General features: G+C 64.4%; 13 protein-coding genes. 6 read left to right on the top strand and 7 right to left on the bottom strand.

Going from position 1 to position 13,923, the window contains the following annotated elements:
* The 5 genes from H3H36_RS16375 to H3H36_RS16355 all read left to right on the top strand — a co-directional run.
* On the top strand, positions 1–710 hold a 710-nt coding region (locus H3H36_RS16375), incomplete at its 5' end, for a putative bifunctional diguanylate cyclase/phosphodiesterase (protein WP_182219156.1).
* A 482-nt stretch (positions 711–1,192) separates the two neighbouring features.
* Positions 1,193–2,203, top strand: coding sequence for an alpha/beta fold hydrolase (locus H3H36_RS16370; protein WP_182219155.1), 1,011 nt, complete (start codon positions 1,193–1,195; stop codon positions 2,201–2,203).
* Between the two features lie 343 nt (positions 2,204–2,546).
* A complete protein-coding gene (locus tag H3H36_RS16365) occupies positions 2,547–4,037 on the top strand; it encodes a pilus assembly protein TadG-related protein (RefSeq protein ID WP_229219942.1) in 1,491 nt (496 codons plus the stop codon).
* Positions 4,034–4,507, top strand: coding sequence for a TadE/TadG family type IV pilus assembly protein (locus H3H36_RS16360; protein ID WP_182219154.1), 474 nt, complete (start codon positions 4,034–4,036; stop codon positions 4,505–4,507). Before H3H36_RS16365 ends, H3H36_RS16360 begins: the two co-directional genes overlap by 4 nt.
* 1 nt (position 4,508) lies before the next feature.
* On the top strand, positions 4,509–5,117 hold the full coding sequence (locus H3H36_RS16355; RefSeq protein WP_229219941.1) for a TadE/TadG family type IV pilus assembly protein: 609 nt from the start codon (positions 4,509–4,511) through the stop codon (positions 5,115–5,117).
* A 251-nt stretch (positions 5,118–5,368) separates the two neighbouring features.
* Here the strand turns inward: H3H36_RS16355 and H3H36_RS16350 are convergent, their stop codons facing one another.
* Positions 5,369–6,331 carry a PA2778 family cysteine peptidase gene (locus tag H3H36_RS16350; RefSeq protein WP_182219152.1) on the bottom strand — a complete coding sequence of 321 codons (963 nt, stop codon included), beginning with the start codon at positions 6,329–6,331 and terminating at the stop codon, positions 5,369–5,371.
* A complete protein-coding gene (locus tag H3H36_RS16345; protein WP_229219940.1) occupies positions 6,331–6,723 on the bottom strand; it encodes a PA2779 family protein in 393 nt (130 codons plus the stop codon). Before H3H36_RS16345 ends, H3H36_RS16350 begins: the two co-directional genes overlap by 1 nt.
* Before the next feature lie 299 nt (positions 6,724–7,022).
* On the opposite strand from H3H36_RS16345, the gene H3H36_RS16340 reads away from it, so the two are divergent.
* Entirely contained in the window at positions 7,023–7,553 is a 531-nt protein-coding gene (locus H3H36_RS16340) for a lectin-like protein (protein WP_182219151.1), read from the top strand.
* A 24-nt stretch (positions 7,554–7,577) separates the two neighbouring features.
* Here H3H36_RS16340 and H3H36_RS16335 read toward each other — a convergent pair whose 3' ends face one another.
* The 5 genes from H3H36_RS16335 to gmd form a co-directional block, all read right to left on the bottom strand.
* Positions 7,578–8,996 (bottom strand): sensor domain-containing diguanylate cyclase, encoded by a 1,419-nt coding sequence (locus tag H3H36_RS16335; protein WP_182219150.1) that lies wholly within the window; start codon positions 8,994–8,996, stop codon positions 7,578–7,580.
* 401 nt (positions 8,997–9,397) lie between these two features.
* Positions 9,398–10,519 (bottom strand): glycosyltransferase family 4 protein, encoded by a 1,122-nt coding sequence (locus H3H36_RS16330; protein ID WP_182219149.1) that lies wholly within the window; start codon positions 10,517–10,519, stop codon positions 9,398–9,400.
* A gap of 21 nt (positions 10,520–10,540) precedes the next feature.
* The gene (locus tag H3H36_RS16325; protein ID WP_182219148.1) at positions 10,541–11,695 is read right to left on the bottom strand and encodes a glycosyltransferase family 4 protein; all 1,155 of its coding nucleotides are present in this window, start codon (positions 11,693–11,695) and stop codon (positions 10,541–10,543) included.
* On the bottom strand, positions 11,692–12,600 hold the full coding sequence (locus H3H36_RS16320) for a GDP-mannose 4,6-dehydratase (RefSeq protein ID WP_182219167.1): 909 nt from the start codon (positions 12,598–12,600) through the stop codon (positions 11,692–11,694). Before H3H36_RS16320 ends, H3H36_RS16325 begins: the two co-directional genes overlap by 4 nt.
* Positions 12,601–12,633: 33 nt before the next feature.
* The gene (gmd, locus tag H3H36_RS16315) at positions 12,634–13,677 is read right to left on the bottom strand and encodes a GDP-mannose 4,6-dehydratase (RefSeq protein WP_182219147.1); all 1,044 of its coding nucleotides are present in this window, start codon (positions 13,675–13,677) and stop codon (positions 12,634–12,636) included.
* Positions 13,678–13,923 lie beyond the last annotated feature (246 nt).

Here is a 13,923-nt window from a genome sequence, read left to right as displayed (position 1 = left end):
AGCATCCGGTTGAAGGGCTGATACCGCCGGGGCGATTTATCGCGCTGGCCGAACAGAGCGGGCACATTGTGCCAATCGGCGCGTGGGCCTTGCAGACGGCGTGTCGGCAAGCCAGGCAATGGCTCGATACCTATGGTGATGGCCTGATGGTGGCGGTTAACTTATCGGCGGTGCAGTTTGCAGACGGTAACTTGTTCAATACCGTCACCGAGGCGTTGACCCGGTCCGGCTTGCCGTCGTCGCTGCTGGAGCTGGAGCTGACCGAGTCGGTATTGTTACACGAAGGTACGATTGAAGTGATCCGGAAATTGCAGAGAATCGGCGTGACGTTTTCTATCGATGATTTCGGGACCGGATACTCCAGCCTCGCCTATCTGAAGAAATTATCTGTCGATAAACTGAAAATTGATCGCTCGTTTGTGGACGATATGCTCGACGCGCCCGACAGCGCATCGATTGTCAACGCGGTCATACAACTTGGCCATGGACTGAATTTGACTGTCATTGCGGAAGGCGTCGAAACCGAAGCGCAGTTGGCCTTCTTGCGATCGGCCGGTTGCGATGAAGCACAGGGGTACTTAATCAGCAAACCCATCCCCGCTTCGGCGTTCCAGGATTTGTTGGCGGATGCGCGGTCTTGGGACGTCAGGGGCGATACGGTGCGCGTTCCGCCGGGCTCCGGTGCACATAGTGCCTCCAGCGGCACCTGAGTCAAGGCGAGGGTAAGCTGGTGCTATGTACGTGCCGGTCAGCACGGTCACGAAAAGGTAGGTATCGTGCGGGGCACTTCGGCCCTGACGGAACTAGATGCACTGGGGATTTCCCCTGAGGAAGCTGCTACCACTATGACTAACGTGAAAAAGCTGATGGTAGGAAGGATCGACTACGCCATTATCAGCGACCTGGAATTAACGCTGCTGTCAGAAGAGGTCCTGCGAAACGAACAAATCGCTTGGCCTTGCGCCCCGAAAATAAGTAGTCGCGTACATCCTGGGTGGCCTCATCAAGGTATGGCACACCAGCGGGCACTGGCGCTACGCATGCGTTTCCAACACAGTGGGGCCCGCCCCTGGAGGAGCCATGCTTACATTTGACGGTCTGACGGCCTTGGCCTTGGTTGCTTACCTGGGTGCTGCGGCGCACTTACGCAAACAGGCCAAATTGAACTACGCCTAATCATCGGAGAAAGACAATGAAAATCGAACATCTGAACAATGACGATCCCTCGCGCCTCCAGCACCGCGAGTTGATTCTCAATGGCCTGCGTTGGCATTGTGTGGTCGAGGGCGAAGGGCCGCTGCTCATTCTCTTGCATGGCTTTCCGTATCTCTGGTACGAATTCCGGCATCAAATTCCAGCATTGGCTGCGGCCGGTTATCGCGTCGTTGCCCCCGATCTTCCCGGCTTTGGTGGAAGTGAAACGCCAACAGAACTTGAGCGCGGCGATATGATGCACCTAGTAGGCGACCTTGTCAGCATGATGCAGCTGTTGCATGCGCCTTCTGCGGTACTCATTGGTCATGACGCTGGATCGCACATCGCTTTCGCCGCCACCCAGATGCGTCCGGATCTATTTCGTGGCGCCGTGTTCTTGTCCTCTCCCCCCATGCCCCGCAGCCTTGCCAAACCTAGTGTGGCATGGGGCGAGCAGCGGCAACGCACGGGGACACGCTTCTATCAGGATTATTTTTCCTCGCCTGCAGAGGCCGTTCCGGAACTCGACGCCAATATTCGCACTTCCCTGTCCTCGATGATGTACTCGGTATCCGGAAGCGCACAAGGCCAGGAGCGCTGGCGTCTGGATATCGGGGTCGATGAACGCTTTCTCGATACGGTTCACAAACCAAAAGTGCTGCCCGACTGGCTGAGCACGCGAGCCATTGACTACTATGTTGCCGAATATTCGCGTGCCGGCTTCGCCGCCCCCCTGAACCTGTACCGCGTACGCGATCACAATTGGGAGCAGACCGCATATCTAGCAGGGATGTGTCCGACACTACCTGCATTGTTCATTGGTGGTGCTGCGGATCCGGCGCTAGATCGCTTCATTCCTGTTTACGACAATCTTGAACGACATTTGCCTGGATTGCGAAGCAAGACTTTGCTCGATGGGGTTGGTCATGCCGTGCCCGAAGAAGCACCGGAGCGACTCAATACGTTATTACTCGATTTCCTCGCGACACTACCTGTAGCGGCTCGATAATATCAGCCGCATCTCAGCCAAGTACAGGCTGGCCATCGAAAATGCACTTAACGGAAGTGGCCGTGAAGTTGGGGTAAGCCCAACTATCGCTTAAAAATTTCGATCAATAAATACGATGGATCGCTGCCTTTCACATTGACGATTTGCACAAGCAAGGCCGCCGATACCAATAACGAAAAACCTCTTGCATCCAAGTTCATCTACTTCCGGCTTCGCTTGTCATTCATCAATCCTCCCCCGTTCCCGCTGGCTAGAATTGATCGGGGGGAAGATCTCCTCCTGTCCGCACTCTCGGCAGCAACGATGAATAAAGGGGGGGGCCATGGTTGGCGTAGCGAAACACATGAACGGCTACTTGTTCACTGCTCGCCTTAGCTCGATGCGCCTGAGTACGAACGGACAACGGACCGCCCAGCGTGGTGCGGTCGCGATCATGTTCGTGCTGTTGACGCTACTCTTGCTGGGACTTTTCGGTCTGGCGCTGGATCTGGCACAAATCTACAACCGGCACAACGAACTGGAGGATATAGCCACTGGGGTCGCTCTGGCCGCCGCGCACGAGCTGAACGGCACCCAGGCCGGTGTCACCAGCGCATTGGCGCGAGCCGCCGCCGAAGCGTCCAGTATGCGGTATCAGTACAACTCAACATCCGTCACCTGGTCGGACGCGGCGATCAAGTTCGCCGCCTCGTCTTCTGCGGCGGACGGTGAATGGCTGGACGCGGCCTCGGCGCAGTCCTCGCCCAACGGCCTGTTGTTCGTCAAGGTCGATACAGCGGCGCTGTCGTCCGCCATGTCCAGCGTCAATTCCATTTTCATGCAGCTGTTCACTGGGAGCTCGGCATCGACAACATCGGGACAGGCCATCGCCGGACGGTCAAGCATCCGCGTCACACCGCTGGCCATCTGCGCACTGTCCTCGACACCGGCGGCTTCGCGCATCAATTCGGCCGCCAGCGTTGAACTCGTCGAGTTCGGTTTCCGGCGTGGTGTCGCGTACGACCTGATGCAGCTCAATCCCAATGCGACCACGCCCGTCAATTTCGTCATCGATCCGATCGACCCACTTGGCACACTGGGTTCGTCGGCCAACATGGACCCTTCCCTGGTTGGCCCATTCGTCTGCACGGGCACCATGCCCATGGGACGGGTGATGGGCGCGCCAATCACCGTGCAAAGCCCATTTCCACTTGCGGCACTATACCAACAGCTCAACTCCCGCTTCGACCAATACGCGGGCGGCTTGTGCAGCCCGAATGCGGCGCCGCCTGATTTCAACATCAAATCGTACGTCTACGACACGGCCATTCCCTGGATGTCCACTACCCGCAATGGCCAGACCGCGCAAAAGACCCTATACCAAAGCAAGCTGTGGACCACCGCCGACCCACTACCTATGCAGCCCCCGAATACCGCTGCCTCGTACGGGCCACTGTGGGCGTATGCGAAAGCGGTTCCGTTTTCCGCCTATTCGGCGGGCACACCGGAACCTGCAAGCGGCTATGCGACGTTCGCTACCACGAACTGGTCGACACTCTACCCTGGCAACCCGATCGCCAGCAGCTATCCTTCACCGACGCCATATATGGCCGGTAGCGGGACGAATTTCCTGGCACCGTCAACCGCCAATAAGCCTGGCCTGCGTGGACGTCGAGTATTGAACATCCCTTTGTTGTCTTGCCCGGTGGCGACCGGCACCGCCTCCTTGGCGACCGTCCTGGGGATTGGGAAATTCTTCATGACGGTGCCAGCCACAGCGACCAGCATTAGCGCCGAATTCGCTGGCGCCGTGCCAGAACAATCGCTCGCCGGGGACATGGAGCTCAGCAAATGAATGCGAATTGCCCATGCAAGGCGACAGCACACCAGCGCGGTATCGCCGCGCTGGAGTTCGCCATCATCTTGCCCTTCATAATGATACTGCTGGCATTTCCCCTGCTGTTTGGACGAGCCTTCGTTTGTTATACAGTGGCCCGCGAGGCGGCCCGCGATGCCGCCGTTTACCTATCGACCGTCCCGAAGCTCTCCCTGAGCAATTCAGCAAGGACCAGCAATGAAGTGGCGGTGGCAAATTCAATTGTGGCGATGGAACTGGCCGGACTGTATCCAGGGCCATCTGCCCCATCAGTGTCGATCCAGTGCGACGGATTGACCTGCGACGGTTTTAGTATTCCCGCCACCATCCGGGTCGCGATACGAGTCAACCTGATTGACGAAATTTTCCAGTCCTTTACCTCATCAGTCACCGGTGACAATGGATTGCTGCTGACGGCCGACATCACAATGCGCTATGTCGGAAATTGAATTGTCCCAATTATGGCGCGCTTCCTTCCGCCGCATCCCGCGTCAGGCCGGCGTCGCAGCGGTCGAATTCGCGCTGGTGTCCCTGCTGTTTTTTACCTTGCTGTTCTTCATGATTGATCTGGCACGTGCTATCTACATGTGGAACACGCTGCTGGAAGTGAGCAGGCGCGCTGCGATTGCCGCCGCGAATACGGATGTAGCAGATGAAGCAGGGAAGAACCTGGCCCGGCAAAACGCGCTATTCCGCACCAGTGCAGGAACACTTTCCTGGGGTGCTCCAGTGACCGACCAGAACGTGCGCATAGACTATTTTTCGCTTGCGCGCAGCAGCGACGGCACGGAGACACTCCAGGCCATCCCGACAGCCCTTTTGCCCGCCTGCCCCACCCGCAACCGCATCAATTGCAGCGCCGATCCGAACGGCGCCAATTGCGTCCGGTTCGTTCGGGCACGCATCTGTTCCACAGGGAGCGACGCGGGGACTTGCGATCCCCTGCCCTACCAATCACTGACCGCCCTGTATTCGTTCAGCTTCAGTTTGCCCGCGTCGACCACCATCGTACGAGCACAGACCTTGGGTTATCAGCCAGGGATGGCATCGTGCCCGTGACCATACTCAAGGCTGAAGGCGACCGCTGCCCCCAATAGTTACCATTGGATAGTTTCTTTGAAGACAGGGCATGTTACCGTTCCAAGATGTTTAGACCGTTACCACCAGGAAACACACTGCTTCGGTTGACGAAACCTTCACCCGAAGTCGCCATGCAAATCGCACAGGACTTCAAGAGTGAATACGACACTGCATGGGCCGCTTTCATCATTCATGCGCCGGGCGACCCAAGCGCCCCGGCGGCGGCGCCGTCACTGGCGCTGCCGCTCGGCCCGCTCAATGGTCTCCAGCGTGGCCTGTGCTTCGGCACGAAACGGCCCGCCGAGCGCCAGCGCGCGGGTGGCCGCCGTCCGCGCCGCGCCGTAGTCGCCCAGCTCGCTCAGCACGAACGCCAGGTTGTTGAACGCCGGCGCGCTGTCCGGATGAGCCTGGGTGGCGCGCCGGAACGCGTCGGCCGCGCCGGCCCGGTCGCCGGCCGCGTAGGCCGTGTTGCCCAAGCCCAGCAGCAAGCCCAGCTCACCGGGCCAGCGCCGGTCGGCGGCTGCATAGCTTTGCCGCACGGCGTCCGGCTTGCCGTTACGCTCCCACGCCACCAGCGCGTCGAGCACAGCCGGCTTGTCGCTGGTGACGGGCAATTGCCCCGGCGCCAGCGCCACCATGGCCCAGTAGCCGCTGCGGGCCCACGTGTGCTCAAAGGTCGACATGGCCATCACCATGTGCTCCGTGGTGCCGGAATGGAGCACGATATCGCCCTGCGCCAGGTCGTAGCCGGTCACGACGGCGTAATGCCAGCGGGGAAAGATCGGCAGGCTCAGGTTCTGCAGCACCAGCACCGGGTGGCCTGCCTGCAGTTCCGCCAGCAACGCGTCCAGCCGGGGCGCGATGGTCACGCCCAGCGCGCCGTTGCGGCGGGCGGCGGCCAGCATCTCCACTTGCAGGCTGCCTTCGCGCCCGGGCAGGTAGACCTGCGGCACCAGCGTGTCGGGCACGACGGCGATGCCGGCCGCGCCCAGCGCCATGGCCAACGCGGCCGGGCCGCATTGGTAGCGTTCCTGGGCAAAAAATGGCGTGGCAGGCAGCTCCAGCCGGGACGCGACACCTGGCGGCGGCGCCGAGCGCAGCGCCGCCGTCTGGGTGGCGCAGCCGCCCAGCAACAAGGCCGCCAGCAACAGGGCCGGCGCCAGCCGGCGCCGGCCCGTACCGCGTGCCGCCATCAACGGTGGCGGGTGAAGGGGAACACCTTGGTCAAGCCCAGGATGTCCGTCACCAGCAACAGCACGAAGATGAACACCAATGCGCCCACCAGGCCGTCACCGCCGGCCGGCAGGCTGTCGACCTGGTGCGCCATGGCTGCCACCTCGGCGTCGCTCAGGGCGGCGATACGGGCCTGGGCGTCGGCCGGGTCGATGTGGTAACGCTGCAACTCGGCCTGCACGTCGGCACGGTTGAGGGTGGCCGCCAGATGGGCGCGCGCCTGGTCGGCGTTGGCGGCGGTCACCACTTGCGCGGTGCCGACAAGGGCGGCCTGGGCTGGCTGGGCTATGCCCACGCTGACAAAGGCGATCATGGCGGCGTGGACGCACAGCTTCTTGAAGGGATGGGGCATGTTGTTCTCCTTGTTGGGCAAATAATCAAGCGTAGCGGAAATTAAATTTCCGTGACGCACGAATGGTCTTGCGGGAGCACGTGGCAGGACCGGCGCCGTGGCGCCGGTCCTGCCATTGTACGAAGGGCATCGCGCCATGTCGATCCGCGGCGCGGCCATCGTCCCTGGCATCGATATTGATAGTGACGCAATCTTGCCACAGCCATCAAGCCAGCGTTGACGATACAATATTATAAATTTATTATCATTTGTTCATTCCCGCCGATGCTCCTGCCATCCCTTGCCATATGGAGTCGCCCATGTTCATCCTGAAACAGTTCGCCCGGTCCCCCCTGCTGCTGGCAGCCGCCTCGGCGCAGGCCGTCACGCCGACCGGCGTGACCGGCGACTTCGGCGGCCACCACTACATCGAACTCAGCGCCAGCAGCTGGACCGACGCCGAAGCGGCGGCCGTGGCCATGGGCGCCCACCTGGTGGCTGTCAACAGCCAGGCCGAGAACGATTTGCTGATCAGCACCTGCGGCAGCAGCCACGCGCTATGGCTGGGCTTCCACCGCACCGGCCCCAATTCCACCGATTTCGCCTGGTCCAACGGCGATGCCGTCACCTACACCAACGGGGCCATCGGCGAGCCGAACAAGCTGTTTGGCGAGCAATATGCGCATACCTACGCCAACGGCAAGTGGAACGACGTGTCCGGCAACAGCATCTGGCCTGGCCCCAAATACGGTGTGGTGGAAGCCGTGCCCGAACCGGGCCGCTACGCTATGCTGGCGGCCGGCCTGGCGCTGCGGGGCTGGACGGCGCGCCGCAAGGGCCGCCCACGCTGAAGCAGCGCCACCCGCGCGCGGCCGCTAGTCCGTGACGATGCGGTCGCGCCCCTCGCGCTTGGCCCGGTACAGGCACTGGTCGGCACGGTCCAGCAACTGGTCCACGCCGCACGGCTGGTCGGGCCGCCACACGGCCATGCCACCGCTGATGGTGACCGTCACCTGCTGGCCGCCGGCCGCCACCCGCAGCTGGCCCACGCCGGTCCGCAGCCGTTCCATGGCCAGCAAAGCTTCGCCGGCCGGGGTGTCGGGGAAGCAGATGGCAAACTCCTCGCCGCCCATGCGGGCCACCATGTCCACCGTGCGCAAGGCCGCCCTGAGCCGGCCGGCCACGGCCACCAGCACCTTGTCGCCCACCTGGTGGCCGTAGGTGTCGTTGATGCGCTTGAAGTGGTCGATGTCGAGCGTGGCGACGGCAAAGGCGCGGCCATTGCGGCGGGCCCGTTCGATCTCATTTTCCAGCATGGGCATGAAGGATAGCCGGTTGGACAGGCCCGTGAGCGCGTCATGGTTGGCCAGGAATTGCCAGTCCTGGCGGGCCCGCGTTTCCAGCTCCAGGTCGTGGCGCTGCAGCGCCATGCCCAGCACCACCACGGTGGTGGAGAACAGGTAGGACAACAGCATGAAGCGGGCCTGCACGGTGTCGACCACGTGGAACGGCCCCAGGTCGCGCGCGGCCAGCGCCACGATGGCGCTGATGGTCAGGGCCAACGCCACGTACACGGCCTGGTCGCGGCCGCGCAAGGCCAGATACAGCAGCGTGGGCACGATCAGGAAGATCAGGCCGGCGAACACGGTGAAGGCCAGCCAGGCCATGGCCAGCGCCAGCAGCGTCACCAGCAGGCTGGCGCGCCAGGCGCCGGGCCGGGGCGCCGGGCCCGCGCGCCAGGCCGCCACCAGCGGATAGACCAGCAGGATGCCCAGGCTGTCGGCAAACAGCAGCATGCCGACGAACGGCAGGCTCGCGCTCCACGCGATGTAGCCGCCCAGCGCCAGGTTGGCGGCCAGGATCACGGCCGACACCAGGGTCGGCAGCAGGCACACGGCGGCGATGAAGGTAAACAGGCTGGACAGCCGTTCCAGCCCATGGGGCAAGTGGCGCCGCAACATGGCGGCGGCCAGCGCGGCGGCCAGCGTGTCGGCGCCGGCCGCCACGCAGGTCGACAGCAAATGGGCCAGCGATTCCTGGGCCCCCATGCCGGGCGCGTTGGCGAAGAAACTGGCGGCGAACACGCAGGGCCAGGCGCGCCGGCCAGCCTGGGCGCACATGGCCAGGCCGATGCCCGAGGGCAGCCAGAGCAGCGTGATATTGCTCGGCTGAATGGAAAACAAGGCCATACCAAAGCTGGCGCAGGCGTAATAGGCGACCCCGCCCAGCGCCAGCCACAACGCCTGCGCGCGCGATCCGCCGGGGCTCCGGCTGACTGCAGCAAGTTTCAACATGGCCTGGACACGGTGGGTCTTGCTTGCGGACCGGCGCACCGTGCGCGCCGCCCGGACGCGTCCGTGACGGGGCATGCCAGCAAGGTAAGGGACAGGTCACCGACGATATCGCACATGCCCCATTCTAGCGCCGAACGCCGGCGTCGCCGGGCCTGTGGCCATCACCGCCTCATGCGATGGTGTTTTGCGGGGGCGAGCGTTGCTGTCCAGACACACCTGCCGGCCCGGCAGGCCGGGCCGCGGTGAACTCTCGCCACCCGCGCCGTCGTTGCGTCGCATGAAACCGTCGATAACTGGTCAGACCGGTGTTACGGACCGGAAACGGGGGCAGAGAGTCCAGCGCCATCATAGCGTCCACCGGGCGCGATGGTTTGCGCCAGATCAAGCCGGGGGCTGGAAAATCAGCGCGCGCGGGCCGCCACCACCTCGCGGTACAGGGCCGCGTAGTTGGCGGCCATGCGTTCGGCCGTGAACAGTTCGTGGTAGCGGGCGGCCGCGCGCCGGCCCATGGCGGCGGCCAGTTCCGGCTGCTCCCACAGGGTGCGCATGGCGGCCCCGAACGCGGCCGGATCGTTGGGCGGCACCACCAGCCCCGTGTCCTGGTCGATGTTGATGTAGGTGGTGCCGGTGCCGATCTCGCTCGAGATCATGGGCTTGCCGTACATGGCCCCTTCCAGCAGCGAGATGCCGAACGCCTCCGAGCGCAAATGGGACGGGAACACCATCGCGTAGCACAACTGCAGCAGGGCCACCTTGTCCTCCTCCTCCAGCGCGCCCACGAACAGCACGTGGTGCAGGCCCAGGCGGGCCGCATGGGCCTTGAGTTCCTGCTCGATGGGGCCGGCGCCCACGATCACCACCGGATAGTCCACGCTGGCCATGGCGTCGAGCAGGATGTGCAAGCCCTTGTAGTAGCGCAGCACGCCCACAAACAGGAAGAAGCGCTCGCCGCACAGGGCGCGCCACTTGTCGCGCGTGGCCTGGGAAGGCTGCGGATAGATGGCCTGGTCCAGGCCATAGGTGATGGTGCGGGTCTTGTGCTGGTAGCGGCTCAGCACGGGCGACGAGGCCAGGTAATTGGGCGAGGTGGCCACGATGGCGTCCACGCTGCGCAGGAAGCCGCGCTTGAGCGGCGTGTACAGGCGCAGCAGGTTCTTCTGGCGCACGATGTCCGAGTGATAGGTCACCACGCTGGGCTTGTCGACCCGGGCCAGGAAATGGGCCAGGTCCATGAACGGCCACGGGAAGTGGTAGTGGATCACGTCGGCCTGGCGCGCCAGCCGCGCCAGCTTGCGGATGGCCGCCACCGAGAAGCCGGTGGAGGCGATCTCGAAATCGAGCGGCACCCGGTGCACCAGGTGGCCTTCCAGCGCCAGCTCGGCCGGCTCGGGCTGGCGCGTGAGCGTCAGCACCTCATTGCGCACGCCCAGCCGGCCCGTGCCCACGCAAAGTTGGCGGATCACCTGTTCGATGCCGCCCCAGCTGTCGGGGTAATAGGTCTTGTAGAAATGAAGCACACGCATGGGGGATGGGACGCTCGCGCGTCACTGAGTAAGGATGGATTGGTAAACGGCCAGCGTGCGGCGGGCCATCTCGGCCTGGGTCAATTCCAGCGCGCGGCGCTGGCCGGCCGCCACGCAGCGCGCGCGCAGCGCCTCGTCGCGCACGATGGCGTGCAGGGCGGCCGTCCATTCCGGTACCGACAGCGGGTCCGCTTCCAGCGCGGCGCCGCCGGCCAGTTCGGCCAGCGCGCCGCCGGCCGCGCACAGCACCGGCACGCCGGCCGCCAGCGCCTCCAGCATGGCCAGGCCGGCGCGCGCATGCAGCGCCGGCAGCGCGAAGGCGCCCGCGCCTGCGTACAACTGGCGCAGTTCATCCTGCTCCGGCACGCCGGCCAGCCACAGCACCTGCTCGCCCTGCTGACGGGCGGCGGCGATCCGTTGCGCCAGCGGCGCGCTGTCCCAGCCGGCCTGGCCCACGATCAGCAGCTGGCGCGCGGCCCGCACCACGGGCGGCAGCGCCAGGTAGGCTTGCAACAGATGCGCAAGGTTCTTGCGCGGCTCCAGCGTGGCCACGCACAGGAAGTAGCCGGGCCGCAGGCCATGGCGTTGCAGCGTGGCCGCCACCGCATCTGCGCCCGGCGCGTCGAACCAGGCCGGCGCCACGCCCGGGTGCACCACGCTCACGCGGCGCTCGTCGATGCCGTAGGCGCCCACCAGTTCCGGCACGGCGTGCTGCGACAGGGCGATCACGTGGTCGGCCTTGCGCGCCGCCTTCACCAGCAGCCAGTTTTGCAGGCGGCGCCGGCGCGGCGCACACCACGCGGGGTGGGCGATGGGCAGCGCGTCATGCAGGGTGGCCACCACCGGGCAATCCATGCGCACGATGCGGTGGTCGGTGGCGTGGAACAGGTCCAGCGGCTGGCCATCCTGGCCCAGCTCGCGCACGGCCAGCCGCGCGCTCGCCGGCAGGATCAAGTCGCCGATCGAGGCCAGCGCGAACGACAGCGGCAAGGCCCGCCCCACGCGCAGGCATGCGGGCGCGCCAGGCGGCGCGAACGACAGCGGCCGCACGGCGCAACCGGCGGCCGGCAGTTCGTCCAGCAAGGCCTGGGTGTAGCGGGCGATGCCATCCTGGCGGGCGTCCGCCAGGCCCGGTTCGAGCGCGGTGGCGGACAGGCCGATACGCGGCGCACTCACCCCGTGTACATCCAGCGCAGCGTGTCAGCCAGCGGCGGCGGCGCCAGCGCGCCCACCACGGCGGCCAGGCGGGCGTTGTCGCCCGTCAGCCGCTCCACCTCGTTGGCGCGCACGAAGGCCGGATTGACATGCACATTGATGCGGTAGCCGGCGATGTCGGCCATCATGTCCAGCACCTCGCCCAGCGAATGGGCGCGGCCGGAACAGATGTTGAAGGTCTGGCCGGCCGGGGCGGCCGCCAGCAGCGCGCGGTAGCTGGCCGCCACCATGCGCACGTCGGAAAAGTCGCGCCACACGTGCAGGTTACCCAGCTCGATGTCGGTGGCGCGGCGGCGGAAATGGCCGACGATCTTGGGCAGCAGGAAGTTCTCGTGCTGGCCCACCCCCGTGTAATTGAACGGCCGGGTGATGATCAGGGGCAGCTTGTCCTGCCACAGCCGGGCCATGTACTCCATGGCCAGCTTGCTGACGGCGTAGTCGTTGGCCGGCGCCGCCGCCACCTTCTCGTCGATGACGGGCACGCTGGTGTTGCCGTAGATGTTGGCGCTCGAGGCCAGCAGCACGGCCGATGGCTTGTGCTCCAGACTCGCCAGCGCTTCGAGCAGGTGGCGCGTGCCCACCACGTTGACGCGGTAGAACTGCTCCACATCGGCATGGCCGACGAAGGCGATGCCGGCCAGGTGGGCCACCACGTCCGGCTGCACCTGGGCCACCATGGCCGCCACGGCGGCGCGGTCGGTCAGGTCGACCGGGTACAGTCCTGGGGCGCCCGGGTGGCCCGGCGTGGTGGTGCCGTGCACCTCATAGCCGGCCGCGCGCAGCTCGCGCTCCAGGTAGCGCCCCGTGAAGCCGGCCAGGCCGGTGACCAGGGCGCGCTTGCCGGCACCTTCCTGCGCGGAGGCCATCAGGGCCAGTGCGGCGCTCGCCATGGCGCGCGCTTAGAACGAGAAACCGGCCGCGTTGCGGCGCAGGTCGGCCTCGACCATCATCTGGCACAGCTGTTCCAGCGTGGTCTGCGGTTTCCAGCCCAGTTCCGTGACAGCCTTGGCCGGATCGCCGATCAGCAGTTCCACTTCAGCCGGACGGTAGAACTTGGGGCTGACCTTGACCAGCACCTTGCCGGTGCGGCTGCAGTGGCCCGTCTCGTGATCGGCCGTGCCCTGCCATTCGATGGCCACGTCGATGGCCTTGAACGCCATGGTGACGAAGTCGCGCACGGTCTCGGTGCGGTTGGTGGCCAGCACATAGGTGCCCGGCTGGTCGGCCTGCAGGATGCGCCACATGCCTTCCACGTATTCCTTGGCGTAGCCCCAGTCGCGCTTGGCGTCCAGGTTGCCCAGTTCCAGCACATCGAGCTTGCCCAGCTTGATCTTGGCCACCGCGTCCGTGATCTTGCGGGTGACGAATTCGCGGCCGCGCAGCGGCGACTCGTGGTTGAACAGGATGCCCGAGCTGCCGAAGATGCCGTACGACTCGCGGTAGTTGACCGTCATCCAGTGGGCATACAGCTTGGCCACGCCATACGGGCTGCGCGGGTAGAACGGGGTGTCTTCCTTCTGCGGGATGGCTTGCACCTTGCCGAACATTTCCGAGGTCGAGGCCTGGTAGAAGCGGATCTTCGGATTGACGATGCGGATCGCCTCGAGCAGGTTGACCGGGCCGATGCCGGTGATCTCGGCCGTCGTCACGGGCTGCTCGAACGACACGCCGACGAAGCTTTGCGCGGCCAGGTTGTACACCTCGTCCGGCGCCACATTCTGCATCAGGCGGATGCTGGAACCGAGGTCGGTCAGGTCATACTCCACCAGCTTGAGCTTGGGATGGGTGGCGATGCCCAATTCCTCGATGCGCCAGAAATTGACGGAGCTGGTACGGCGATAGGTCCCCGTGACGTCGTAGCCCTTCTCCAGCAGCAGTTCTGCCAGATAGGCGCCGTCCTGGCCAGTGATGCCCGTAATGAGCGCTTTCTTCGTTTTTTGCATGATATTCAGATCCGATGCTGGGAATGGCGGGAGGACGCACCGCGCCCTCGAACAACCCGGTATTCTAACAGAGCGCGAGGGGCGCACTTCTCACCAATTATGGCGATTACAACACTTACATCTTGTTACACGGCAATTTTTTGAACCAAACGCAGCATTGTTTGATTTGCATCAACATATAAACTGAAGCACCTGACTATGGCGCAAAAAACAATGGGGGCAGTCCCGGCGGAACTGCCCCCATCG

The sequence above is a fragment of the Rugamonas fusca genome, assembly GCF_014042365.1.
Classification (GTDB): domain Bacteria; phylum Pseudomonadota; class Gammaproteobacteria; order Burkholderiales; family Burkholderiaceae_D; genus Rugamonas; species Rugamonas fusca.
The sequence above is the reverse complement of the archived record's forward strand: the minus strand, read 5'-3'. Positions and strand labels throughout refer to the sequence as shown.

What these genes read in the sequence shown, in the direction of transcription:
- H3H36_RS16335 (WP_182219150.1), bottom strand. Translation starts at nt 8,996, where the DNA reads ATGTTGAAACTTGCTGCAGTCAGCCGGAGCCCCGGCGGATCGCGCGCG.
- H3H36_RS16345 (WP_229219940.1), bottom strand. Translation starts at nt 6,723, where the DNA reads ATGCCCCATCCCTTCAAGAAGCTGTGCGTCCACGCCGCCATGATCGCC.
- H3H36_RS16360 (WP_182219154.1), top strand. Translation starts at nt 4,034, where the DNA reads ATGAATGCGAATTGCCCATGCAAGGCGACAGCACACCAGCGCGGTATC.
- H3H36_RS16340 (WP_182219151.1), top strand. Translation starts at nt 7,023, where the DNA reads ATGTTCATCCTGAAACAGTTCGCCCGGTCCCCCCTGCTGCTGGCAGCC.
- H3H36_RS16330 (WP_182219149.1), bottom strand. Translation starts at nt 10,519, where the DNA reads ATGCGTGTGCTTCATTTCTACAAGACCTATTACCCCGACAGCTGGGGC.
- H3H36_RS16370 (WP_182219155.1), top strand. Translation starts at nt 1,193, where the DNA reads ATGAAAATCGAACATCTGAACAATGACGATCCCTCGCGCCTCCAGCAC.
- H3H36_RS16365 (WP_229219942.1), top strand. Translation starts at nt 2,547, where the DNA reads ATGAACGGCTACTTGTTCACTGCTCGCCTTAGCTCGATGCGCCTGAGT.
- gmd (WP_182219147.1), bottom strand. Translation starts at nt 13,677, where the DNA reads ATGCAAAAAACGAAGAAAGCGCTCATTACGGGCATCACTGGCCAGGAC.
- H3H36_RS16350 (WP_182219152.1), bottom strand. Translation starts at nt 6,331, where the DNA reads ATGGCGGCACGCGGTACGGGCCGGCGCCGGCTGGCGCCGGCCCTGTTG.
- H3H36_RS16320 (WP_182219167.1), bottom strand. Translation starts at nt 12,600, where the DNA reads ATGGCCTCCGCGCAGGAAGGTGCCGGCAAGCGCGCCCTGGTCACCGGC.